At 49.0% G+C, this 23,562-nt stretch carries 19 protein-coding genes and 1 pseudogene; 18 read left to right on the forward strand and 2 right to left on the reverse strand.

The genetic code is table 11. From position 1 onward, the window contains the following. The first annotated feature begins 508 nt into the window (after positions 1–508). The 12 genes and pseudogenes from ACS5WU_RS11385 to cls all read left to right on the forward strand — a co-directional run bounded on the left by ACS5WU_RS11385 (position 509) and on the right by cls (position 14,618). Entirely contained in the window at positions 509–1,738 is a 1,230-nt protein-coding gene (locus tag ACS5WU_RS11385; RefSeq protein ID WP_046443794.1) for a M24 family metallopeptidase, read from the forward strand. Positions 1,739–1,766: 28 nt separating this feature from the next. Continuing rightward, positions 1,767–2,840, forward strand: a complete 1,074-nt coding sequence (locus ACS5WU_RS11390; RefSeq protein ID WP_052740489.1) for a 2,3-butanediol dehydrogenase — start codon at positions 1,767–1,769, stop codon at positions 2,838–2,840. 42 nt (positions 2,841–2,882) lie between these two features. Beyond that, positions 2,883–4,373 carry a sugar ABC transporter ATP-binding protein gene (locus tag ACS5WU_RS11395; RefSeq protein ID WP_046443793.1) on the forward strand — a complete coding sequence of 497 codons (1,491 nt, stop codon included), beginning with the start codon at positions 2,883–2,885 and terminating at the stop codon, positions 4,371–4,373. 15 nt (positions 4,374–4,388) lie between these two features. Continuing rightward, positions 4,389–5,375 (forward strand): ABC transporter permease, encoded by a 987-nt coding sequence (locus ACS5WU_RS11400; RefSeq protein WP_046443792.1) that lies wholly within the window; start codon positions 4,389–4,391, stop codon positions 5,373–5,375. Positions 5,376–5,444: 69 nt separating this feature from the next. After that, entirely contained in the window at positions 5,445–6,467 is a 1,023-nt protein-coding gene (locus tag ACS5WU_RS11405; protein WP_052740488.1) for a substrate-binding domain-containing protein, read from the forward strand. 81 nt (positions 6,468–6,548) lie between these two features. Beyond that, on the forward strand, positions 6,549–7,322 hold the full coding sequence (locus ACS5WU_RS11410) for an SDR family NAD(P)-dependent oxidoreductase (protein ID WP_302760195.1): 774 nt from the start codon (positions 6,549–6,551) through the stop codon (positions 7,320–7,322). Between the two features lie 24 nt (positions 7,323–7,346). Then, positions 7,347–7,685, forward strand: a pseudogene (locus ACS5WU_RS11415) (SDR family NAD(P)-dependent oxidoreductase); the annotation flags it as partial. Between the two features lie 153 nt (positions 7,686–7,838). Beyond that, a complete protein-coding gene (xylB, locus tag ACS5WU_RS11420; protein ID WP_046443790.1) occupies positions 7,839–9,338 on the forward strand; it encodes a xylulokinase in 1,500 nt (499 codons plus the stop codon). Positions 9,339–9,437: 99 nt separating this feature from the next. Next, positions 9,438–10,586, forward strand: coding sequence for an alkaline phosphatase family protein (locus ACS5WU_RS11425; protein WP_046443789.1), 1,149 nt, complete (start codon positions 9,438–9,440; stop codon positions 10,584–10,586). Positions 10,587–10,663: 77 nt separating this feature from the next. Then, complete coding sequence (locus ACS5WU_RS11430) at positions 10,664–11,134, forward strand: hypothetical protein (protein ID WP_052740486.1); 471 nt, start codon at positions 10,664–10,666, stop codon at positions 11,132–11,134. A gap of 405 nt (positions 11,135–11,539) precedes the next feature. Continuing rightward, a complete protein-coding gene (locus tag ACS5WU_RS11435) occupies positions 11,540–12,919 on the forward strand; it encodes a TrpB-like pyridoxal phosphate-dependent enzyme (RefSeq protein ID WP_465089169.1) in 1,380 nt (459 codons plus the stop codon). A 163-nt stretch (positions 12,920–13,082) separates the two neighbouring features. Further along, positions 13,083–14,618: a cardiolipin synthase gene (gene cls / locus ACS5WU_RS11440; RefSeq protein WP_046443787.1), complete on the forward strand. Its 1,536-nt coding sequence runs from the start codon at positions 13,083–13,085 to the stop codon at positions 14,616–14,618. 6 nt (positions 14,619–14,624) lie between these two features. Here the strand turns inward: cls and ACS5WU_RS11445 are convergent, their stop codons facing one another. Continuing rightward, a complete protein-coding gene (locus ACS5WU_RS11445) occupies positions 14,625–15,107 on the reverse strand; it encodes a MarR family winged helix-turn-helix transcriptional regulator (RefSeq protein WP_082674873.1) in 483 nt (160 codons plus the stop codon). Between the two features lie 192 nt (positions 15,108–15,299). Between ACS5WU_RS11445 and ACS5WU_RS11450 the strand changes: the two genes are divergently transcribed. Next, positions 15,300–16,694 (forward strand): MATE family efflux transporter, encoded by a 1,395-nt coding sequence (locus tag ACS5WU_RS11450; RefSeq protein WP_059109476.1) that lies wholly within the window; start codon positions 15,300–15,302, stop codon positions 16,692–16,694. Between the two features lie 221 nt (positions 16,695–16,915). On the opposite strand, the gene ACS5WU_RS11455 is transcribed toward ACS5WU_RS11450, so the two are convergent. Next, positions 16,916–17,077 (reverse strand): hypothetical protein, encoded by a 162-nt coding sequence (locus tag ACS5WU_RS11455; protein WP_465089170.1) that lies wholly within the window; start codon positions 17,075–17,077, stop codon positions 16,916–16,918. A gap of 293 nt (positions 17,078–17,370) precedes the next feature. Between ACS5WU_RS11455 and pyrB the strand changes: the two genes are divergently transcribed. The 5 genes from pyrB to ACS5WU_RS11480 all read left to right on the forward strand — a co-directional run bounded on the left by pyrB (position 17,371) and on the right by ACS5WU_RS11480 (position 23,409). Beyond that, positions 17,371–18,291, forward strand: a complete 921-nt coding sequence (gene pyrB / locus ACS5WU_RS11460) for an aspartate carbamoyltransferase (protein ID WP_046443785.1) — start codon at positions 17,371–17,373, stop codon at positions 18,289–18,291. Then, positions 18,291–18,713, forward strand: a complete 423-nt coding sequence (locus tag ACS5WU_RS11465) for an aspartate carbamoyltransferase regulatory subunit (protein WP_046443784.1) — start codon at positions 18,291–18,293, stop codon at positions 18,711–18,713. Before pyrB ends, ACS5WU_RS11465 begins: the two co-directional genes overlap by 1 nt. An 82-nt stretch (positions 18,714–18,795) precedes the next feature. After that, complete coding sequence (gene argF, locus ACS5WU_RS11470; RefSeq protein ID WP_046443783.1) at positions 18,796–19,704, forward strand: ornithine carbamoyltransferase; 909 nt, start codon at positions 18,796–18,798, stop codon at positions 19,702–19,704. 204 nt (positions 19,705–19,908) lie between these two features. Beyond that, positions 19,909–21,384 (forward strand): aldehyde dehydrogenase family protein, encoded by a 1,476-nt coding sequence (locus ACS5WU_RS11475; RefSeq protein WP_302760200.1) that lies wholly within the window; start codon positions 19,909–19,911, stop codon positions 21,382–21,384. Positions 21,385–21,591: 207 nt separating this feature from the next. Next, positions 21,592–23,409 (forward strand): cupin domain-containing protein, encoded by a 1,818-nt coding sequence (locus ACS5WU_RS11480; RefSeq protein ID WP_302760201.1) that lies wholly within the window; start codon positions 21,592–21,594, stop codon positions 23,407–23,409. Positions 23,410–23,562: the final 153 nt, after the last annotated feature.

Below are 23,562 nucleotides of genomic sequence, written 5' to 3' on the forward strand. Positions count from 1 at the left end.
AGTTATCAGGGCCTTAAAGCACGGCTCAAAGCTATGATTCGGACTTAGAGGCGTTCGGATTTTGGAAATGTGATTTTCCCTGAAACCTTTTCCGAAAAAAATAGAATTAGTAATTGACAAACACAAAATCATGAAGTATACTTTTGGTATACCAAAACACAAAAACATCTTAGCAATACATTTTTTACTTAAGAGCAGAAACATCATAGAAATTTAGTGTAACAGAGAAAATTATGACAAAATAAATTGTATACCTGTAGTATTCAATCGTGTGTTGAAATGGGACACCAGTCTTAATCCAAAACAAAATTATTCTAATAACAAAATAGCAAATAACCAGAAATGATGATCGTTTATATGAACTTTTTCATTCGCAACTGATTCATCCATAAGCTAACTGCTTTTGCGCTTTTTTGTGAATGAAAAAATATTGCTGTATCGGGTGTTTGCTGGGTGCCGGATCAAAAGGAATGTTTTATAACAATAAAATACAAAGGAGAGACAAGAGATGTTGTACGGAACAAAAGGAACGATGCAGGTTGATTATGAAGAACGAATCGACTTTAACCGGATGAGAAAGCAGCGGGTACAGAGGATTAAGGATGCAATGGCAAAGACGGATTTCAGCTGCCTGTTGCTGTTCGCAACAGAGAACAAGCGGTACGCCACATCGACGGCGGTTGCGTCGCCTGAGGTAGATAACATGGGACGCTATGCAATCGTGCCCCGCGACGGCGAGCCATATATCTTTGGATTCGGTTCCGAAGCGGCAGCGGAAAAGCTGAATTGCCCGTGGATCGCAGATCGTGCGTATCCGGCGCATACAACCATGTTCGGGGCGCTGCCGGCAGCATGGAAAACACATCTTGATAACTTTGAGGCGGACCTTAAGATGGTGATGGAGCAAAACGGGATCGATCCAAAGGATCCGATCGGCGTGGATATCATAGACGGAGAGCTGCTGACAGAGCTGCAGGCACGGGGATATACGCTTGGCAACGGGCAGGAGGTGATGCTGCAGGCGCGCGAAATCAAGACGGACGATGAAATACTTGTGATGATGAATGCTGCGGCGACAGTAGACGCGGCCTTCTACCAGATGGCACGTGCGCTGCATCCGGGAGTGCGCGAGAACGAGCTGCAGGGAATTGCGGCAAACGAGCTGCATCGCCTTGGCGGGCAATGGGCGATTAACATTCAGATGACGAGCGGAACGAGGACGCACCCGCATCCGCATTTGTCTTCAGACAGGCTGATCCAGCCGGGAGACCTGGTATTTGCAGATATTGTGACGCTGATGAACGGATACCATACGTGCTACTACCGCACCCTGTGCTGTGGGGAGCCGACGCAAAAAGCGAAGGACGTATACAAAAGCGCATACGAAATGATCCTGGCGGGGATCGAGCAGTGTAAGGTGGGAAACACGACGGCGGACGTGGTAAACGCATGGCCGAAGTGCGACCATTGGGGATTCAAAAACCAGGGAGAATCATTCGGACTGGCATTCGCGCACGGCCTTGGCGTGGGGTTGTGGGAGAGGCCTATGATCGAAAGAAGCTTCTCGATTGACCATCCTGTAGAGCTGAAGGAAGGAATGGTGATCGCAATCGAGACATACGACGGGGAAGGACATATCGGAGCACGCATCGAGGACGAGCTTGTCATCACAAAGGACGGGCCGCTGGTATTCAGCAAGTTCCCGCGGCATGAGCTGATTGCCTGTCCGATTCTGTAGGAAGAAAAATGAAGGGGGGAAAAGACAAATGAAAATGAAAGCAGCAAGGTGGCATGGAAAACAGGATATCCGGATTGAAGAACTGGAGGTCCCAAAGCCGGCGGCAGACGAGGTATTGATTCAGGTGAAAAGGTGCGGCATCTGTGGTACAGACCTGCACGAGTATGTGCACGGCGCGCAGACGCTGTGGGTGGATAAGCCGCATCCGCTGACAGGGCACATGGGCCCTCTTGTGATGGGACATGAGTTCTCAGGCGTGATCGCGGAGATGGGATCAGAAGTAGATAAAAGCAGGTGGCAGGAAGGCGAGCGCGTATGCGTGATGCCGCTGCTGCACTGCGGAAAATGCAAGTATTGCCGGATGGGGCTTGAGCATATGTGCGAGCAGTTTGGTGCAATCGGATTGCAGTGGCCTTATGGCGGATTTGGAGAATACTGCACGGTAAAGGAATATAATCTGGTGAAGATACCGGACAATGTGACGTACGAGCAGGGAGCGTGCGTAGAACCATTATCGGTGGCATTGTACGGAATCAGGAGGGGCAACCTGCAGATCGGCAACCAGCTGTTGATCACAGGCGGCGGCCCGACGGCGAGCCTGACGCTTCTTGGAGCCAAGGCTGCGGGAGCGTCGTTTATCTACATGACGGAAATCCAGCCGGGGCGCAGACAGCGCTGCGAGCAGTGGGGAGCCAGCGAGGTATTTGATCCGACAAAGGTGGACGTGGCGGAGGAGATCCGTAAAAGGACGGACGGCTACGGAGTGGACATCGCAATCGAGTGTACAGGCGCGGAAGCGGCAATGCGCGATGCGTTCGGATCGCTGAGAAAGCGTGGTATGTACGTACAGAGCGGGCTGCCGGTGGGCGAAGTGACACTGCCGGCGTTCGACTGGGCATACAGGGATTACAATATGTGCGGGCTGTGGTGCTTCAATACATATGATTTTGAAGCGAGCGTAGCGCTGATCGCATCGGGGAGGATTCCGGTAGAGAAGGTGGTAACGCGCGTAATGCCTGTGGAGCAGACGAAGGAAGCGTTTGATATCCTGTCGGCGGACAAATCCGGGCAGGAGGTTAAGATCCAGATTTCCTTTGAATGAGGAGATGGCTGAAAACAATACGAATTGAAAGGTGGCGTTGGAATGGGAAAAGAAATGTTGCTTCAACTCAGAGGAATCATCAAGGACTTCCCGGGAACACGGGCGCTCAAAGAGGTCAATCTTCAGGTAGCAAAAGGCGAGGTGCATGCAGTAATTGGTGAAAATGGCGCAGGAAAATCAACACTGATGAATATTATTGCGGGCGTATTCCCACAAACTGCGGGGACGATAGAATTTGAAGGAAAAGAAGTGCATTTTTTTAGTCCGCTGGACGCGCAGAAGCTTGGGATTGGAATCGTACATCAGGAAATAAGCCTGTGTCCCCAAATATCGGTAGCGGAGAATATCTATATGGGCAGGCTGCCTAAAACAAAAGCGGGAATGGTCGATTACAAAAAAATGCACAGGGAATGTGAAGAGTTGTTCAAGAATTTTTCCGCACAGATATCGCCAAAAGCAAAGGTAATGGATTTATCCATAGCTGAACAGCAGATTGTGGAAATAGTAAGATCGCTTTCGCTTGACTGTAAATTGATTATTTTGGATGAACCGACCTCTTCGCTGACAGAAGTAGAGACAAGGGATCTCTTTAAAGTGGTGAATCATCTCAGAGAGCAGGGAATCAGCGTTCTGTATATCAGCCACAGATTATCTGAAGTGATTGAAATCTGCGACAGGGTTTCTGTTTATCGCGACGGAGAATATGTGGACACTCAGAATGTATGTGATATTAATACGGATAAAATGGTTTCGATGATGGTGGGGCGCACTTTGGAAAGCATCTATCCTGCAAAGTCGAAACATATTGCGGAGGAAGAACTGCTAAAGGTATCGGGTTTTTCGCGGCAGGGAAAATTTGAGGACATCAGTTTTTCCCTGCGCAGGGGTGAGATATTAGGATTTTCAGGACTCATCGGAGCGGGGAGAAGCGAGGTGGCGCGGGCAATTTGCGGAATTGATCCGAAGGAATCAGGGGTTGTTGAAATAAAAGGGAAAAAGGTCAATATTCGCGATTATAAAGATGCAATCAGTAAGGGGCTTGCTTATATCACGGAAGACAGAAAAGGCGACGGACTTTTCATTGATTACAACATCAAACAAAACATTTCAGCCGCGGCTTTGAGGAAAGTAAAAAAAGGAAAATTGCTGGATGACCGGAAGGAAACAAAGCTGGCGGAGGACTATGTAAAGAAAATAAAAATCAAGGTTTCGTCACTCAAGCAGTTATGTTCCAGCCTGAGCGGTGGCAACCAGCAAAAGGTATTGTTTGCCAAATGGCTTGCGGTAGAACCTGAGATTCTTATTATCGACGAACCGACCAGGGGGATCGACGTAGGAGTCCGACTTGAAATTTACAAGATATTAAGGGAACTATGCGACAGCGGCAAGGGCGTGATTGTAATATCCTCGGATTTACCGGAAGTGATTGGATTGTGCGACAGGGTAATTATTATGCGTGAAGGCGTGGTATCGGGCGTTGTTTCTGAAAATGAAATCAATGAAGAGGCGATTATGCGGGCCGCATCACATTAATGGGGGAACAATAACATGGAAAATAACTTAAGCAGTGAAAACTTGAAGCAGTCGACTTTCAAACGGTTTTTGGGCGCGAAGGAGGTACCGGTCCTTCTGATAACGATCGGTTTCTTTATTATCATGTCGATCGCTTCGCCACACTTTTTAACGGAAAAAAACATATTGACAACACTGGTAGGGCTATCGGCGGAAGGAATCGTCGTGATCGGGATGACACTGATCCTCGCAATGGGAGGGATTGACCTTTCCGTAGGATCAGTTATGGGACTGGCGTCAATGATTGCAGCGACAATGGCGGCGGCGGGAGCCAATATCTGGCTTGCGGCGCTCGTAGGAATCATCGCTGGTGCCGGATGTGGATTCGCAAACGGTTTCATGATTGGCAAAGTAAAATTGACTCCGTTTATTATGACGCTCGCTATGATGAGTATTGCCAAGGGAATCACCATGCTCGCGACCTCTGGATCTGCGTTATCAATTCCCAGCGCGGATGAAAGCTTTCTTTTCCTGGGACAGGGGACGATCGGGAATATACCGTTTATTATCATTATTTTTGCAGCGCTGGCAGTCTTATTCTATTTCCTGATGAAAAAGACGGAGCTATTTCGTAATGTGTTTTACGTCGGAAGCAATGAAAAGGCAGCGCGGCTATCCGGCGTCAACGTAATGAAAATGAAATTTGTGATGTATACGCTGGTAGGGCTTTTGTCGGCGCTCGCAGGAATCGTCAGTCTCTCGCGGTTTGGGGCCTGTACGCCGACTACCGGCGAAGGCGTGGAAATGAATGCGATTTCCGCAGCAGTGATCGGCGGGGCAAGCCTCTCCGGAGGTGAAGGCTCAATCCTTGGCGCAGTGCTTGGTATCATTTTGCTCAATGTAGTAAATAACGGCCTTATTCTGTTGAATGTATCGGTTTATGGGCAGGATCTTGTGAGCGGAGCGATTCTGCTGATCGCTGTTACGATTGATACGTTTAGTCATGCGAGAAAAGCAAGATAAAAAAGATTTGGGGCCTGAAAGGCCACCGAAACGATAATGTGAGTATCACAATAATAAATGGAGGGGAAAATGAAAAATTTGAAAAGAGTCCTGTTGGTGGGAATGGTAGTGGTTTTTGCTGTGGTATGCTTTATGGCGTGTGGCCAGCAGTCCGGGACATCAGAAGGCGGAGAGGCCACGGGAACGGTATCCATTGGAGATGCAAATGATGAATACTATATGATCACTTTTATGAACGGCCTTGAATTCTGGAAGGATTGTTACCGCGGATTTGAAGATGCCGCAAAAATTTATGGAGCGAAAACGGTCTACACCGGTGCACAGGAATTTGACATCAATCAGCAGATTACCGTACTGGAGCAGGTCTTGGCTAAAAATCCTGCCGGAATCGCGATTACCTGCGTGAATGACGAAGCGCTCAGAGAACCGATCAATAAAGCGATTGAACAGGGCGTTGAGGTTGTGGTTTTCGATTCGGATTCGCCGGAAAGCGACAGGTATTCCATTCTGCAGACCGGAAATGCAAACGCCGGATCTAAGGCGGCAGACCAAATGGCGGAAGCGCTTGGCGGTACAGGAGAAGTCGGTGTTATTTATACGGCGGGAACGCCCACGCACGAAGCACGCGCACAGGGGATCAAGGATGCAATCGAGGCAAATTATCCCAATATGACGGTCGTTGCAGAAGGGAATTACGATGGCGAACAGGCGGACGCATCGCGTGCGGTTTCCGCGATGTTGCAGGGAAATCCGAACATCAAAGGTGTTTTTGCGGTCAATTCTCCCGGCGGCCTTGGCGCGGCAACGGCAGTGCGTGAGGCGGGACTGTCAGATTCTGTTAAAGTAATCGCATTTGACCATGATGAAACTGTTTACCAGGCGATCAAAGACGGTTCTATTTATGCGACAGTGAAACAGGGCGCATATAATATGGGCTTTTGGTCTATGCAGTTCCTCTTCGCGACCAAGAATAACCTGGTTAATCCTGTAGACGGATGGAGAGAAAACGGCCTCAGTCCGTTGCCGCCTTATGTAGATACAGGCGTTGACATCGTCACAGCAGAGAACCTTGACGCATTTTACCAGGGCTGATAACCTGATTCCTGTAAAAGCGGAGAAGGTATAGCGAATCTAATCTTCTCCGCTTTCCAGGCGTAGGAAAAGGAGAGCATCATGTTAAAAGATAAAATTGCTATTGTAACGGGAGGGGCACGGGGAATCGGCCGGGCGGTTGCGTTCAATATGGCCTCATACGGTGCAAAAATTGCACTTTTTGATCTGAATGAGAAAGGACTTAAAGAGACGGCTGAACAAATCAATGCGGGAGGCGGAAACGCAATTTACTGCATAACAGATGTTTCAAAAAAGGAAAATTGTGAAGCGTCCGTCCAAAGGACGGTGGAAAAATTTGGGACAGTCGATATTCTTGCGAACTGTGCGGGTATTTCCCACGCGGGAAGATTGGACGAACTGGCGGAAAGAGACTGGGATAAAGTCATGAATATCAATTTAAAGGGGACTTTCTTTTTAAGCCAGCTTGTCAGCAAAATCATGATCGAAAAAGGGTATGGTAAAATTGTCAATACCGCCTCGCAGGCGGCAAAGGTAGGCGAAGCAGGAAACGGGGTATATTGCATTTCGAAGGCGGGTATCGTTATGATGACACAGGTGATGGCGTTGGAATTGGCAGAATATGGAATCAACGTAAACGCGGTATGCCCCGGCTATACGGATACTGCCATTATGCAGCAGGTGTTTTTGGAAAGAGGGCCTCTCCTTGGAATGACGCCGGAGGAATGCAAAAAAGACTTTTTGGAAAATGTTCCGTTAAAGCGAATGGCATGTCCGGATGAGATCGGCGAGCTGATGTCCTTTCTGGCAAGCGATAAATCAAGCTACATTACGGGAGTGGCAATCAGTATAGCCGGAGGGAAAATATTATTTTAAAGTAGCCGAACCTATGCAAAACGCGGATATGGATATTTTGCGGTTTATTGCGCGTCAAAGGCGGCGATACTCAATTTTACCCGTTCCTTTGCCTTTGAGGCAATCAAGCATGGCGTCTTTGTAAATGCGATCTGTCCGGGCAATATGTATACGGAAATGCACGTACAGTCCCTGAAGGAAGAAGCGGAGATCGAAGGAGTATCCTTTGAAGAAATGAGGGAAAAATACCGCATGGCGATTCCTGTCCAGCGGCATGGCACGGGCGATGATATCGCGCGGGCGCTCGTATTCCTTTGCTCGGAGGATTCGGGTTATACGATTGGCGAATCACTCAATGTAAGCGGAGGACTGGAGATGTGCTGAGCAGGCTGAAATAATAAATGAACCGTTCCCTTTGGACGACAGGGAAAGACGCGCTGCTTTTTTGCGGCGCGTCTTTCCCGTTTCCTGAAAAGTAAATTTGAATTTTATTGCCAATGCGTATAAAATGAAGGAAACAACAGGAGGTAAATGGGGATGGAATATGTAATTGCACACGATCTTGGCACGTCGGGAAACAAAGCGACTCTGGTAGGAACCGACGGTAAGGTTGTGATGGACGAGACCTATCACTACAATACAAATTATTTTGGAACGGGGTGTGCGGAGCAATCCCCGCAGGACTGGCTGGAAGCGGTGGTCAAAACGACAAAAAGCATTGCCAGCCGCGTAGACAGCAAAGATATTTTGGCGGTTACCTTCAGCGGGCAGATGCAGGCGTGCGTCTGTCTCGACCGGGATGGGAATTTGCTGCATGACGGAATCATCTGGTGCGATCAGCGTGCGGAGAAACAGACCGGAATCATCGTGCGCGAGATGGGCGCGGAAAATGTATACCGCATTACAGGACACAGGGCAAGCCCTGTCTATACGATTGAAAAAGCGATGTGGCTGAAGGAGCATGAGCCGGAGCTTTTTGCCAAAACATACCGGATCGTCGGAGCGAAGGATTATGTAATCTACCGGCTCACCGGACGATATGTGACGGATTATTCGGACGCGTCCGGCATGGGCGTTTACGACATCAACCGGCTTGCGTGGTCGGAGGAAATCTGCCGTGCGGCAGGGATCAGCCCGGATTTATTGCCGGAGGTTGTCGCATCGACGGATATTGTCGGCGAGGTTTGCGGCGGGATTGCGCGTGAAATGGGGCTCGCGCAGGGAACGCGCGTGGTCTGCGGCGGCGGCGACGGATCGTGCGCGGCTGTGGGCGCGGGCGCTGTGGAGGAAAACAGCGCATATATTTGTATGGGAACGTCCGCATGGGTGGGCGCTGCCACCAAAAAACCATTTTTGGACGATAAGATGCGGGTGATTAACTTCCTGCACCTCAAAAAGGGAATGTATATGCCGTGCGGCCCGACCTCTTCGTGCGGGAACGTGTATAACTGGATGATCGATATGCTTTACCGCGGTGAGGCGGATGCGTTCAGCCTTGCGGAACAGGAAATCGGTAAATCACAGGCAGGGGCGAACGGGCTCGTTTTTCTGCCATACCTGTCCGGCGAACGCGCGCCGATCTGGGATCCGGGCGCGCGGGGATCGTTTGTCGGGCTTGCCATGAATCATAACAGGGGGGACATGATGCGTGCCGTTACCGAGGGCATCAGTATGAACCTCGGGCTTATTCTGGACGCGTTCCGTGATTTTATACCAATCACGCAGCTAAACCAGATCGGTGGGAGCGAAAACGATACGTGGCGGCAGATTTTGAGCAGCATAATGGATGCACAGATTTGCAAGGTGCAGAACAACAAGCACGCGACGTCGCTTGGAGCTGCTACGGCAGCAGTGGTCGGGCTTGGGATTTACGCTGATTTCGACGATGCGAAGGGATTCATCCACGTGGACAGGGCTGTTTCCCCAAATCCTAAGGAGCGGCAGGTATACGGGGAACTGATGGAAGTATTTTCCCAGAGCTACCACGACCTGAAAAATGTTTATTCGCAACTTGGCAGGTTCCGGCAGGCAGAATAGGATAATTGTTGCTTCCGATGCGGGAAATACGCATTGAACAAGGGTGCAAAGTGACGTATAATAAAAGGGTAAATGAGATTTGCACAGAGGAGGAAGGACATGAAAAAAATTACTCTCGTATTAGACGGCTCGGCAGACAGGCCGAATGCTGCTTTGGGTAATAAAACGCCGCTGGAATACGCAAAAACGCCCGCGCTCGACGGGTTATTCCAAAAATCCACGGGTGGGACGGTGCTTACGATTCCAAAAGGGCTTGAAGTGGGAAGCGCTGTCGCAAACCTGAGTTTGCTGGGCTTTGATCCGCATACCTACAGGGGCCGCGCGATCATCGAGGCTGCGGGGCTGCATATGCCGATGAATGAGGACGATATGTACATCCGCTGCAATATGGTAACCTTTGAAGGAGACAGCTTTGAAACGAGCCGTATCAAGAGCTACAGCGCGTACGACATCGCCACACAGGTGGCGGAGCCGGTAATGAAGGAGCTTGCCGAAGAGGTGTTTGGAGGCGAATATGAGCTTCATTACTGCGGTTCGTTCCGCAATATTCTGATCGTAAAGGGCGGCAAAAAGCTGTATCCGGTAGACTTTGAACCTGCGCACGACATCATCGGCCAGGATATCGCGCCGTTTATCAGGACGGAGGGCAAACAGGCGAAATTTTTTGAACTGATGAAGAAATCATATGATTTCCTGAAGGATAAGGGAATCCCGGCAAACGGATTATGGTTCTGGGGCGCTTCTATCATGCCGGAAATCAAAGGAGATACGCGTGGACGCGTAGCGCTTTCAGAGACGCTGCTTATGGATGGGATTACAACGATTGCAGGTCTGCCAAATATTGGAACAGAACGTGAAGGACGCAGCTTTGACGATTTTCTGGAGGAGAAGCTTGAAAAAGCAGTGAAGGCAGTACGCGAATACGAGGACATCTATGTGCATATTCAGGAAACGGACGATTTGAGCCACGAACTGATGCCGGTGGAAAAAATGCAGGCAATCGAATCGATTGACCGCGTGTTTTTGAAGCCGTTTCTCGAAAGCATTGAGGATGATTATACCCTCTCGATTGCTTCCGACCATTTTACATTTTCGGATACGGGCAGCCACGGCGGGGAGCCGGTGCCGTTTTTATTCTACGATTCCACAGATGAAAAACAGCAGGACGGACGGTTTACCGAGCAGGATTGCAGGGATAAACACTTTGAGGTCACTGCCGCCCAGTTAAAGGGAATGCAGCATAATTAAGCTGGGTTTTCCGCTGGCAGGCTTTTTTGTTCAGCGAATAAGGTTTTATGGTAAAACCATATCAGGAGGAAGATCATATGGAACAGATGAACGGGAACCAGCAGCCAGGTGAAGGCAATAACAATCAGCAGCAACAGCAGCAGCCACCGGTACAGGAGCAGCAATACGCGCAGCAACCGCCACCGCCGCAGGGCCAGCAGTATGCCGGGCAGCAGCCAATGCAGGGGCAGCCGTATATGCAGCAGCAACCGCCAATCGAGCAGCATATCCATTACCATACGGCTCCGCCTGCCGCAACGAGGTCAAACGGGTGCGCGGCAGCAGGGTTTGTGTGCGCGCTGATTGGGCTGATTCTGTGTTGGGTGCCTTTCTTTGGAGCAATCCTATTGCTTTTGGGGCTTATTTTTTCGATCGTTGGCATTGCACTTTCAAAATCGAGGGGTGAAGGCAGGGGACTTGCGATTGCAGGCCTTGTGCTATCCCTGATTCCGCTGCTATTGGTCATTACGGGCGTCGTAGGTATTCTGGGCTGTTCCGGAATGCTGTAATAGTCTGCGATAAAGACTTTTCACGGCGGTATGCCGGAAAGAAACGCTTGACAGCGCTTTGCGATTTCTGATATAATATAAAATCATAAATAAAGACGAAACCAGTGATTCAGAAGAGTAACCGAAAGAACCGCTTTTCAGAGAGTGGCGGATGGTGAGATCGCCGCAGCACAGGACTTTGGGTGAATGGACTGATGAGGGCAGGGAGAAAGGCAGCGCGCCGAGTAATACCTGACGGGAATTCCCGCCGTTATGAGGGAAAAGCAGTTGATTGATTGCTTATGAGAGGACGCTTCGCGTCAATTCGGGTGGCACCGCAGAGGTTTCAGACCTTTGTCCCAGAGATTGGGACAAAGGTCTTTTTGTTTATGACAAATAAAACAATGTTGAAGGGAGAACAAGAAAATGGTAAAGATTCCGCACAGGCTCTATTTAAGTGAAGACGAGATGCCAAAGCAGTGGTACAATATGCGTGCAGATATGAAAGAAGTGCCGGATCCGCTCATCAATCCGGCGACAATGAAACCGGCAGTGGAGGAGGACCTCTATCCGGTTTTCTGCAAAAAACTGGCACATCAGGAGCTGGACAATGAGACGCGTTATGTGGACATCCCGGAAGAGATTCTCGAGATGTATAAAATTTACCGTCCGTCCCCGCTGATCCGCGCGTTCAATCTGGAAAAGGAGCTCGGTACGCCCGCCAAGATATACTACAAGTTTGAGGGCAATAATACGTCGGGCAGCCACAAGCTGAATTCAGCGATTGCGCAGGCTTATTATGCAAAGGACCAGGGCCTTACAGGTCTCACGACAGAGACGGGGGCAGGCCAGTGGGGCACGGCGCTCGCAGAGGCTTGCTCGTATTTCGGCCTTCCGCTCACAGTATTTATGGTCAAGGTTTCGTATGAGCAAAAGCCGTTCCGCAAGGCAGTTATGCAGACATTTGACGCGGATGTAATCGCAAGCCCCAGCACCACGACGCAAATCGGCAGGAAGATTCTCGAGGAGAATCCAAATACCTCAGGCAGCCTTGGCTGCGCGATTTCGGAAGCGGTGGAGAAGGCGGTTTCCACAGAGGGATACCGCTACGTGCTTGGTTCGGTGCTCAACCAGGTGTTGCTGCACCAGTCGATTATCGGACTGGAATCCAAAATAGCGATGGAAAAGCTGGACGAATATCCGGACGTGGTCATCGGCTGCGCCGGCGGCGGCTCCAACCTTGGAGGCCTCATCGCACCGTTTATGCAGGATAAACTCACAGGAAAGGCAAATCCGCGTATTGTTGCGGTAGAGCCTGCATCCTGCCCGTCCCTTACGCGCGGGAAATATGCGTATGATTTCTGCGATACCGGTAAAATTACGCCTATGGCTAAGATGTATACGCTTGGAAGTGGCTTTATCCCCTCGGCAAACCATGCGGGCGGCCTGCGGTATCATGGAATGTCGCCCATTCTTTCCAAATTGTATCATGACGGATACATGGAGGCGGTTTCCGTGGAGCAGAGCAAAGTGTTTGAAGCCGCCGTGCTTTTTGCAAAGAAGGAAACGATTCTTCCCGCACCGGAGTCCGCACACGCAATCCGCGCTGCGATTGACGAAGCGCTGCGTTGCAAGGAAACGGGAGAGGCAAAAACGATTCTCTTTGGCCTGACGGGAACCGGATACTTTGATATGACGGCATACGAATCCTATCACGATGGGAAAATGAACGACTACATCCCAACCGATGAGGAGCTTCAAAAGGGCTTTGACAGCCTGCCGGACGTATCCGCGCTGGAAAAGTAAGGTAAAGGAAAGAAGCCGTGCATCCAAAATGGAGGCACGGCTTTTTTATTGCAGCGAAAGGATTGAAAAGGGCCGCCAAAGGATGGGCGCAAAAAACGTGCAGGCTTGCAAAGCAGGAGCCGCTGACGTAAAATGAAAAGGATAACGACGAAGGGAGTACCTTATGAAAAAAATTTTGAGTTTTTTTACCAGCCGGATGTTCATTGTGTTCGCGTTGATTGGCATTCAGGCATGGATTATTATCAGCCTGTTTCTTTATTTTGACGAACAATCAGAGTTTATCCGTACGATATTTTTCATACTCAGCCTTGTTATGGCTCTCTATATCGTGAATAAAAGGCAAAATTCTTCCTATAAGCTGGCATGGATCATACCGATCCTCGTGCTGCCTGTGCTTGGAATTTTACTGTATCTGTTTTTCAGCCAGCGGCAGCTGAGCCGGAAAATGAGGAGGCGGGCAAAAGAGGTATATGAGGGCACGAATAAGCTGCTCGGTCAGGACCGCAGGATCGTTCGCGAAATCGGACAACAGGACAAAAACGTACAGCGGCAATCGGACTATATTCGCAATGCCAGTATGTTTCCGGTTTACGACCAAACAAAAACGCAGTATTTCCCAATGGGCGTGGACTTTTTCGAGCAGCTTAAAATTGAGCTTGAAAAAGCCGAGCGGTATATTTTCATGGAATATTTTATCGTGCAGGAAGGCGTGATGTGGAATAGTATTCTTGAAATACTCAAGCGAAAGGTAAGCGAAGGCGTAGACGTCCGGTTTATGTACGACGACATGGGCTGTGCGCGTACGCTTCCATACCATTATTATAAAAAACTACGTGAAATGGGTATCAAATGCGTGGTGTTCAACACTCTGAAGCCGGAGCTTTCCTCCATCTTCAACAACCGCGACCACAGGAAAATTACCGCCATAGACGGACACACCGCGTTTTGCGGCGGGGCAAACCTGGCGGATGAGTACATCAATGCCATTCAACGTTTCGGCACATGGAAAGACGCGACAATTATGCTCAAGGGCGCGGGGGCGTGGTCTCTCACGCTTATGTTCCTGCAGGCGTGGGAGTTCATGACGCAGGAGGATTCCGATTATTCGGTGTTCCGCCCTGAGGAACGGTTTATCCGCGAATATGAATCGGACGGCTATGTGCAGCCATTCTCAGATGATCCGATGGATAACGAATACGTCAGCGAAAACACCTATCTGAATATGATTAACAGGGCGACGGATTACATTTATATTAATACGCCATACCTGATTTTGGATAACCAGCTGATGTCTTCGCTTACCAATGCAGCAAAGAGCGGGGTGGACGTACGCATCACAACGCCCCATATACCGGACAAAAAAATGGTGTTTTTGGTAACGCGCGCCTATTATGAGCAGCTTTTGGAGTCGGGTGTGAAGATATACGAATATACGCCGGGCTTTATCCATTCCAAAACCTTTGTGTGCGACGACAAGCTCGGGATTGTCGGAACGATTAATCTGGATTACCGCAGCCTGTTTTTGCACTATGAATGCGGAGTGTGGATGTATCAGACATCCGCGATTGCAAAGCTCAGGGAGGATTACCTCAATACGCTTGGCGAATGCCAGGAAGTCACTTATGAAGAGGCGCGGGGCAGGAAGTGGTATGTACGCCTGATGCAGGCGCTGCTTCGCGTGTTCGCCCCGTTGATGTAAAATAACTTATTCGAAATATCGGGTTGCATTGAGGCCTGTCCGTTGCATCAGCTGATAGAAGATATCTTTCTCGATGCCGGTCAGGTCTTTTGTGATCTCTTCACACCATTGATCGCCAATGGCCCGTGTCTTTGGATAGATACTCCACGCTTTTTCAGTCGGGCGCACATTCAGCGAGCGGCTGTCATCGCTGTTGGTGCTGCGGGTGATATATCCCTGCTGCTCCATACGTGCAAGCGTTTTTGCGACCGTGCTTTTATCCATGTCAAGCATTTCTCCAAGCTTGTTTTGCGTAAGGACTTTGTGGTCGCAGATGCACATGATAAAGGTCGCCTGCCCCTTGGAAAGGGAAAGCGGTTTTAAATTTTCTTCGAGATACATTTGTGTCTTTCTGTACAGGGTGGAAATCTCTTTCAACATATTAGGCATTTCGGACATAGAATTCATCTCCTGAATGGTTGGGATTGCAACTTTTATTGTAGCTCTCATTGTTGGGGTTGTCAATCGAGGATACGGGAAACAAATCTCAGAATGATTCTTGACAATGTTTCGATTTTTTATTAAACTATCAATATAGTTGCAAATGCAACTGAAAGCTACTGCGTGTAGCTTGTTTTTTTGCTCATATAGTTGCAAGTGCAACTATAAAAATAATTTTAAAGATTGAAATGGGGGAATCATATGCCAAAGCAAGTGGCAGAAAACAAAATGGGCGTTATGCCCGTCAATAAGCTATTGATCTCGATGTCTGTGCCCATGATGCTTTCCATGCTGATCCAGGCGCTTTACAATGTTGTGGACAGCATGTTTGTAGCGCAGGTCAGCGAGAATGCTCTGACAGCCGTATCGCTTGCGTTTCCGATCCAGAACCTGATGATCGCAGTGGGTACGGGTACGGGAGTCGGAATCAATGCGCTTTTGTCAAGAAGCCTTGGGGAAAAGAATTTCAAACGCGTCAATAAAACGGCAAATCATGCGGTATTCCTTGCACTTTTAAGCTTCATTGTATTTGCGTGCGTTGGGATATTCTGTTCAAGGGCCTTTTTCGAGATACAGACAGATATTTCGGAAATCGTGGATTATGGGACAAGCTACATGACGATTTGCTGCGTTTTTTCAGTTGGATTATTTGGCCAGTTTGCCTTCGAGCGGCTGCTGCAATCCACAGGAAAAACGTTCTATACGATGATCACGCAACTCATCGGCGCAATCATTAATATCATACTCGATCCGATTATGATATTCGGCTATTTTGGTTTCCCGGAAATGGGCGTCGCGGGCGCGGCTCTCGCGACGGTTACCGGGCAAATTGTTGCCTGCATTGTCGCCGCGGTGATCAATAAGAAAAAGAATACGGAAATTACGATGTCGCTTAAAAAATTCCGTCCAAGCGGAAAAATTATCAAACGGATCTATTCGGTTGGCATACCGTCGATCATCATGGTTTCCATCAGCTCGATCATGAACTTTGGAATGAATGTGATTTTGCTTGCCTATTCGTCGACTGCGGCGGCTGTATTCGGAATTTATTTTAAACTGCAAAGCTTTGTATTTATGCCTGTGTTTGGACTCAATAACGGTATGGTGCCGATTATTGCGTATAATTACGGGGCGCGTAAAAAGACGCGCATTACGAAAACGATCAAGCTGAGCATCATTTATGCTGTCGGTATTATGCTGATAGGCCTTCTGGTATTCCAACTGTTCCCGGCCCAGTTACTCTCCATCTTCAACGCATCGCAGACAATGATGGAAATCGGAACCACCGCCCTGCATGTTATCAGCCTGAGCTTTGTATGCGCGGGATTTGGAATCGTAACGTCTTCCGTATTCCAGGCGCTTGGGAACGGTGTGCTGAGTATGGTTGTATCGATTGTCCGGCAGCTTGTGGTGCTTCTTCCGGTGGCATACCTGTTTTCCGTGTTTGGGGGACTCGACACCGTATGGTGGGCGTTCCCGATTGCAGAGGTTGCGGCGGTTGTTTTGTGTATCCTGTTCCTGAAACGGGTATACAAAAAGGAAATCAATCCGCTTGTGGAAGAGCAGGACGCGCCAATGCAGGAGGTTTATTCCTGAAAACGAATGCGTACAGGTGAAGACGCAAAGAGTATGTAACCCTGCGGCGCACGTTCAGGTGCGAAGGGGTGGCCGCAAAATTTTGCTTTGATGCAAAAAACGGACGCAATGCCTTGTTTGGCGGTGCGTCCGTTTGTTTTTGTTGACCGCGGCGGTGCAAAGCCTTGCCTGTCGCTTTCACAAGCCGCTTTTAGAGATAAAGAGATATAACGATCATGCACTCAGCGAATCGCCTGGGAAACGGGTTCCGCCGCTTCCGTGCGGGACGTCTGCAGGTTTTGTGCAAAATTTTGCACAACGTTCGGTGTGGAGGATAGTCCGACAAAAATCATCACCAAACCGAGAATGATCACTGCGGATAACGCCGCAAATTTGAGAGCCATATTGTGCACCATGTTTACACTTCCTTTCTATCAGTCATGATTCGTTCTGCTTCTAAAATAGACACTTTTCCTGACATGGAAACATTAAATACATTGATTTTAAAAGAAAGTTTTGGATTGTGGTTGCTATCGGCGAATTTGTGTAGTAAAATAATTGAGGATACAAAGAACCTTTAAATTGGTACAGAGAGGCTGATAAGGTTGATACATCATTTTTATGCGGTTACAACGTCTTTCTGGTGCACAGAAGACGTTTTTTTGTGCCAGTGCAAAACAAAAACGGGAGGAAATTCATGAAACATTTATTGGATCCAATGGATATCTCTGTGGAAGAGATAGACGAACTTTTAGACCTTGCGGGAGACATTATCAAAGAACCGACCAAATACCAGGAAGTGTGCCGGCACAAAAAGTTGGCGACACTTTTTTTTGAGCCTTCAACGCGCACGCGCCTGAGTTTTGAGGCTGCCATGCACGAGCTTGGCGGCGATGTAATCGGCTTTGCAGGGGCGGACAACAGCTCCGCTTCCAAAGGAGAAAGCGTCGCGGATACGGTGCGCACGGTGGAATGCTACGCAGACATCATTGCAATGCGCCATCCAAAGGAGGGTGCTGCAATGGTCGCCTCGCAAAACGTGCAGATACCGATCATCAACGCGGGCGATGGCGGGCACCAGCATCCCACGCAAACTTTGACAGACCTTCTCACGATACGCTCCTTAAAGGGGAGGCTCGATAATCTGACAATCGGAATGTGCGGAGACCTGAAATTCGGCAGGACGGTGCATTCGCTGATTCGCGCGCTGTCCCGGTACGAGAATATCAAGTTTGTGCTGATTTCTCCAAAGGAACTGAAAGTGCCGCGCTACGTAAAAGAGGATGTGCTCAAAAACAACAAAAATGTGACATACGTGCAGTACGAACGTCTGGAGGAGATTATCTCAGAGCTTGATATCCTTTATATGACGCGCGTGCAGCGTGAGCGCTTCTTTAACGAAGAGGATTATGTACGCCTGCGTGACAGCTATATCCTCGACACGGAAAAAATGAAACGTGCAAAAGAGGATATGATTGTAATGCACCCGCTCCCCAGGGTAAATGAAATCTCTGTTGAGGTGGACAAGGATCCGCGAGCGGCTTATTTCCGGCAGGCGTTGTTTGGCAAATATGTCCGTATGGCCCTTATCATGACGATGTTGGAGGTAAATGCGTAATGCTGAGTATCGATAGTTTGGAAAGAGGAGTGGTAATCGACCACATCAAGGCTGGAAAGGCTATGAGTATTTATAATTATCTCGGACTTGACAAGCTTGATTGCGCCGTAGCGATTATCAAGAATGTAAAAAGCAACCGTATGGGAAAGAAAGATATCATCAAAATTGAAGATGAGATCGAGACAGACCTTGCCATGCTGGGGTTCATTGATCCGAATATCACGGTGAATATCATCGACAACGGGAAGATTATCGATAAAATGAACCTGACGCTCCCTACGCGCGTGGTGAATATTGTAAAGTGCAAAAATCCGCGCTGCATTACGTCTGTAGAGCAGGAATTACCTCATGTGTTCAATCTGGCGGATGAGGAACGCGGCGTATACCGCTGTGCATACTGCGAACAACAGGCGGAACGGTAAAAAATAATTTGCATAAATATTCATTTTGATGTATAATTATAAATGTTGAAACCAGAATAAAAATAAGGAAGGTTTTTTTGATATGAAACATTTACTCAAAATGAGCGATCTCTCAAAAGAGCAGATCATTGAAATACTCGATTTGGCGGACAAGCTGAAAGCGGAGAATAAACAGGGCGTGAAGCATCCGCTTCTCGCGGGCAAGACGCTGGGCATGATTTTCCAGAAGTCTTCCACGCGGACGCGCGTATCGTTTGAGGTAGGGATGTACCAGCTCGGCGGCTATCCCCTGTTTTTGTCTTCGAACGACCTGCAAATAGGCAGGGGAGAGCCGGTGGAAGATACAGCGCGCGTACTCTCCCGCTATCTTGACGGGATTATGATCCGCACCTTCGCGCAGAAGGAAGTTGAGGATCTTGCCAAATACGGCAGCATTCCGATCATCAACGGCCTCACCGACTTTGCGCATCCGTGCCAGGTGCTTGCGGATCTGATGACCATCCGTGAATACAAAAAGAGTTTTGACGGACTTAAGATGGCGTATATCGGCGACGGCAACAACATGGCAAATTCGCTGATCGTAGGAGGATTAACGGTTGGAATGGAGGTCGCCTGCGCGATACCGGAAAACTATTACCCAGACCAGTCTGTGCTCGAGTTTGCAAAGGGAAATCCGAAGTTCTCTATTTCCGGCGATGTTTATGCCGCGGCAAAGGATGCGGACGTGCTCTTTACAGACGTTTGGGCGTCCATGGGCCACGAGGCGCAGGTAAAGGAGCGCCAGCAGGCGTTTCAGGGCATCCAGATCAACAGGGACGTTATGGCTGTGGCAAAGCCGGATGCGATGGTACAGCACTGCCTGCCCGCGCACAGGGAGGAAGAAATCACAACGGACGTATTCGAAGCGCACGCACAGGAGATTTTTGACGAAGCGGAAAACCGTATGCACGCGCAAAAGGCTGTTATGGTCATGCTGATGGGAGATCAATAAAGTATCTGCGGAGCATAAAAGCAACAGAAGACTATCCACAATAAAATTGTTTCAAAATGAAATGCTGTGCGAAAATAAAACGCACGGCATTTTTTTGTGATTTTAATGTTCACAATACGCCGTTTGGTTACAAATGAAGCAAAGAAACAGGCCTGTGCGCGGCACAGGAGTCACGGGAGTAAAAAATAATCGGAGGGAAATCAAATGGCAAAGTATATTGACGATAGTTATAAGCTGTACATCGGCGGGAAATGGGTGGATGCGAGCGACGCGGGCACTTTTGAAACGTATTGCCCGGCAAACGGGGAACGCCTTGCAACGTGCGCGGAGGCGACGGAGCAGGACGTGGATCACGCAGTAAAGGCGGCATGGAAGGCATGGGAAACGTGGAAGGACGTCAGCCCGGAAGAACGTCAGAGAATACTGATTAAAATTGCGGAAATTATTGAGGATAACAGAGAGCGCCTTGCACAAATCGAGATGATGGATAACGGTAAGCCCATTCGTGAGACAATGGGTGCGGACGTACCGCTTGCGGCGGACCATTTCCGTTATTTTGCGGGTGCAGTCCGCACGGAAGAAGGCGAAGCGGTGATGCTCGACAAAAACACACTGAACCTCATCCTGCGCGAACCGATTGGCGTAGTGGGGCAGATCGTTCCATGGAATTTTCCTTTCCTGATGGCGGCATGGAAGCTCGCCCCGGTGCTTGCAGCCGGCTGTTGCACGGTATTGAAATCCTCCAGCAGTACACCGCTCAGTATGCTTGAGTTTGCAAAGCTGACGCAGGATGTACTCCCGCCGGGCGTATTTAACGTAATCACAGGCAAGGGCTCAAAGTCGGGCGAATATATGCTGAAAAACAAAGGCTTCAGCAAGCTTGCGTTTACAGGCTCTACAGAGGTCGGCATATCGGTTGCCGAGGCCGCCGCAGAGAAGATGATTCCGGCGACACTCGAGCTGGGTGGAAAATCCGCGAATATCTTCTTTGACGATTGTAACTGGGATATGGCAATGGAAGGCGTACAAATGGGCATCCTGTTCAATCAGGGGCAGGTGTGCAGCGCAGGCTCGCGCGTTTTTGTACAGGAGGGTATCTACGATAAATTTGTTGCGGATGCAGTGGAGCGTTTCAATCGCGTCAAAGTCGGCGAGCCGTGGAAGGAAGATACGCAGATGGGCGCGCAGATATCGGAAGGACAACTCAAAAAGATATTGGACTATATTGAAATTGGCAAAAAGGAAGGGGCAAAGGTGGCGTGCGGCGGAGAACGCATGACGGAAAACGGCCTTGGCAAAGGCTGCTTTATGCGGCCCACGCTCCTCGTTGATGTGACAAACGATATGCGCGTCGCGCAGGAAGAAATATTTGGGCCCGTAGCGGTTGTCATCAAATTCCGTACGGAGGAAGAAGCGATCGAAATGGCGAACGACAGCGATTACGGCCTGGCCGGCGGGGTATGGACAAAGGACCTCAATCGTGCCATCCGTGTTGCGCGCGGCGTGAAGACGGGACGTATGTGGGTAAACACATACAACTCCTTCCCGGCAGGCGCGCCGTTTGGCGGATATAAGGAATCAGGAATCGGGCGCGAGACACATAAGGTGATCCTGGAGCATTATACGCAAATGAAGAATATTTTGATCAACCTTTCAGAAAAACCCGCGGGTATGTTTTAAATCGATCTTCATATTGATTTCAGGAAAAGGGAATGGCCGCCGCCGTTCCCTTTGTTTTGTAAATTTTTAAATAAAGGGCTTGACAGGGAAAGATGTTGGGCATATAATTAATTTAAACTTTAAATTAATTGATAAATAAATGCCGGTATCGGCGATGAAAACAAATCTCAACACAGGATGCAAACAAAAAAACAGGAGGATGGATTTATGCCACTATACGAAGGAACAGAAAACGTATTGAATGAAATCAGCGTAAAGCCTGAGGTCAGGGAATCGGTCGTGCAGGGTACGGACACAGTGGTCGCAGCAATCGCAGACGCATTTTCCGTAACGGAGCACGCAAATATAGCGCTTGACGGATGGTATGGCGTAGAATTTGAAAAGATTGCGGGATGGATTGGAAAAGAGCTTGAAAAAAGAGGGATTGAGGCGCAGCTTCTTCCGGCGGCGCATTATGCGCTGCCTGCGGATAAAATGGCGGAGTATAAAAAGACCTTTGTTACGGACGATCCGTCGTTTGGCTGGGTGAACGATAGCGGTACCATCAGTGACGTGATGGATCCGGGCAAAGTCAGCGAACTGAAAAAAGAGCTTGCTTCGCGCAAACAGGCAACCCTGGTTTATGGATACGGCAGCGCGGTGGAAGAGCTTTATAGCGAATATGACAAAGTATTTTATTTTGATAAAACGCAGCAGCCCATGCTGTGGCAGATGTGGGGCGGGGAACTGGTTCCCTTTGGCGAGACGCAGCCTAAAAAGGATTACAACTGGAAGGAATATTATTATTGCGATTACTACCTGCTGATCCGCCAGAAATTTAATTTGTTTGGCAAAGCGGATTACTATGTGCAGGCGGTCAGCGCGGACGACCTGAAGCTGATGCCTATGGAGAGCTACCGGGAAATCGCCTCCACGCTTGTGAAATACCCGATCAAGGAAGTGGAGATATATCAGCCCGGCCCGTGGGGAGGATACCGCTTCAAAGATTTGTGGGATGTAAAAGGGCTTTCGTGCAGCGGCTGGAACGAGCTTGCGGGCGTAGAGCTTGGAGTGATGGCGGATATTGGAGACGGGATTGTGATCAATATGCCGTTTTCGAATATGACTTACTATGGAAAAGAGCTTGTCGGTGAAACCATTGATAAGGAATATCCCGGACTGTTCCCGCTTAGCGTCTGGTGCGACGACGGGTATTTCGAAAAGCCGGTATCGCAGGAAAGAAGCAGTATGCCGATCCACAACCATCCAAGTACGGATTACGTAAAGAAGCATTTTAACGAGCCTCTTGGACGGTATGAAACCTACTACATTATGGAAGCATATGAAGGGGCGAATACGCTCATGGGCTTCAAGGATGACGCAGATCTTGAAGCATGGGAGAGAAAATGCCGGGAATCCGATAACAAAACATTTTTTGAGGACTGGAAGGATTATGTGTGCCGCTGGGAATCGCGGGTGGGAGACCTGTATCTGATCCCGCCGGGAACAGACCACGGCCACGGCGGAAACCAGATGGTGCTTGAGATGGATACCTGCCCGTCTGTAGCGGGTACGGAATACTCCTTCTTCTCGTACGGATATGCGGCAAAGACATGGGATGATAACGCGAAATCTATGACAGGAAGCCCGATGAAAATGCAGCCGGATCATGTTTTCCCAAACAGCAGGTGGCGCAGGGAAAGCTACGTGAAGGATCATCTGCGCGCACAGCGCAGCGTTGTGAAGTGGACGAAGGACTACTATAAAGAGCGGTATTCCAGCCTGCCGGAAATGCCGTTTGAAATCGAGCGTATCCTTTATTATGACAGGGCTGAAAATGATACGGAAGGGAAATTCGCACAAGTACTGACCTTAGCGGCCGGCAAGAGCGCGATCATCCGTTCCAAAAAGAATCCGGAGCTTTGCACGCGCCTGAATCGTTATCAGGCGGCGGTAATTCCCGCGTCATTTGGGGAATATGAAATTTTGAGTGAAGAAAGCGGCGGAGAGAACACGATCGCATTGATTCGTCTCAAAAAAGGCTGAGAAAACCGAATCCGGCAAACGTGTATGGGAAACGCCGGGACACGGTAACTGGAACAGGGCACAGGACGGCTGTGCCCTGTTTTTTAAGAAGCGTAGGAATCTATTGAGATTTCGTTAAAAAACGTTTAAAATAATAGTAAAAGACGATTCAGG

The sequence above is a fragment of the Christensenella sp. KGMB01412 genome (assembly GCF_055522415.1).

Bases quoted from the DNA above. Each gene is read 5' to 3' on its own strand.
- ACS5WU_RS11385 (WP_046443794.1), top strand. From the start codon at position 509: ATGTTGTACGGAACAAAAGGAACGATGCAGGTTGATTATGAAGAACGA.
- ACS5WU_RS11390 (WP_052740489.1), top strand. From the start codon at position 1,767: ATGAAAATGAAAGCAGCAAGGTGGCATGGAAAACAGGATATCCGGATT.
- ACS5WU_RS11395 (WP_046443793.1), top strand. From the start codon at position 2,883: ATGGGAAAAGAAATGTTGCTTCAACTCAGAGGAATCATCAAGGACTTC.
- ACS5WU_RS11400 (WP_046443792.1), top strand. From the start codon at position 4,389: ATGGAAAATAACTTAAGCAGTGAAAACTTGAAGCAGTCGACTTTCAAA.
- ACS5WU_RS11405 (WP_052740488.1), top strand. From the start codon at position 5,445: ATGAAAAATTTGAAAAGAGTCCTGTTGGTGGGAATGGTAGTGGTTTTT.
- ACS5WU_RS11410 (WP_302760195.1), top strand. From the start codon at position 6,549: ATGTTAAAAGATAAAATTGCTATTGTAACGGGAGGGGCACGGGGAATC.
- xylB (WP_046443790.1), top strand. From the start codon at position 7,839: ATGGAATATGTAATTGCACACGATCTTGGCACGTCGGGAAACAAAGCG.
- ACS5WU_RS11425 (WP_046443789.1), top strand. From the start codon at position 9,438: ATGAAAAAAATTACTCTCGTATTAGACGGCTCGGCAGACAGGCCGAAT.
- ACS5WU_RS11430 (WP_052740486.1), top strand. From the start codon at position 10,664: ATGGAACAGATGAACGGGAACCAGCAGCCAGGTGAAGGCAATAACAAT.
- ACS5WU_RS11435 (WP_465089169.1), top strand. From the start codon at position 11,540: ATGGTAAAGATTCCGCACAGGCTCTATTTAAGTGAAGACGAGATGCCA.
- cls (WP_046443787.1), top strand. From the start codon at position 13,083: ATGAAAAAAATTTTGAGTTTTTTTACCAGCCGGATGTTCATTGTGTTC.
- ACS5WU_RS11445 (WP_082674873.1), bottom strand. From the start codon at position 15,107: ATGAGAGCTACAATAAAAGTTGCAATCCCAACCATTCAGGAGATGAAT.
- ACS5WU_RS11450 (WP_059109476.1), top strand. From the start codon at position 15,300: ATGCCAAAGCAAGTGGCAGAAAACAAAATGGGCGTTATGCCCGTCAAT.
- ACS5WU_RS11455 (WP_465089170.1), bottom strand. From the start codon at position 17,077: ATGGCTCTCAAATTTGCGGCGTTATCCGCAGTGATCATTCTCGGTTTG.
- pyrB (WP_046443785.1), top strand. From the start codon at position 17,371: ATGAAACATTTATTGGATCCAATGGATATCTCTGTGGAAGAGATAGAC.
- ACS5WU_RS11465 (WP_046443784.1), top strand. From the start codon at position 18,291: ATGCTGAGTATCGATAGTTTGGAAAGAGGAGTGGTAATCGACCACATC.
- argF (WP_046443783.1), top strand. From the start codon at position 18,796: ATGAAACATTTACTCAAAATGAGCGATCTCTCAAAAGAGCAGATCATT.
- ACS5WU_RS11475 (WP_302760200.1), top strand. From the start codon at position 19,909: ATGGCAAAGTATATTGACGATAGTTATAAGCTGTACATCGGCGGGAAA.
- ACS5WU_RS11480 (WP_302760201.1), top strand. From the start codon at position 21,592: ATGCCACTATACGAAGGAACAGAAAACGTATTGAATGAAATCAGCGTA.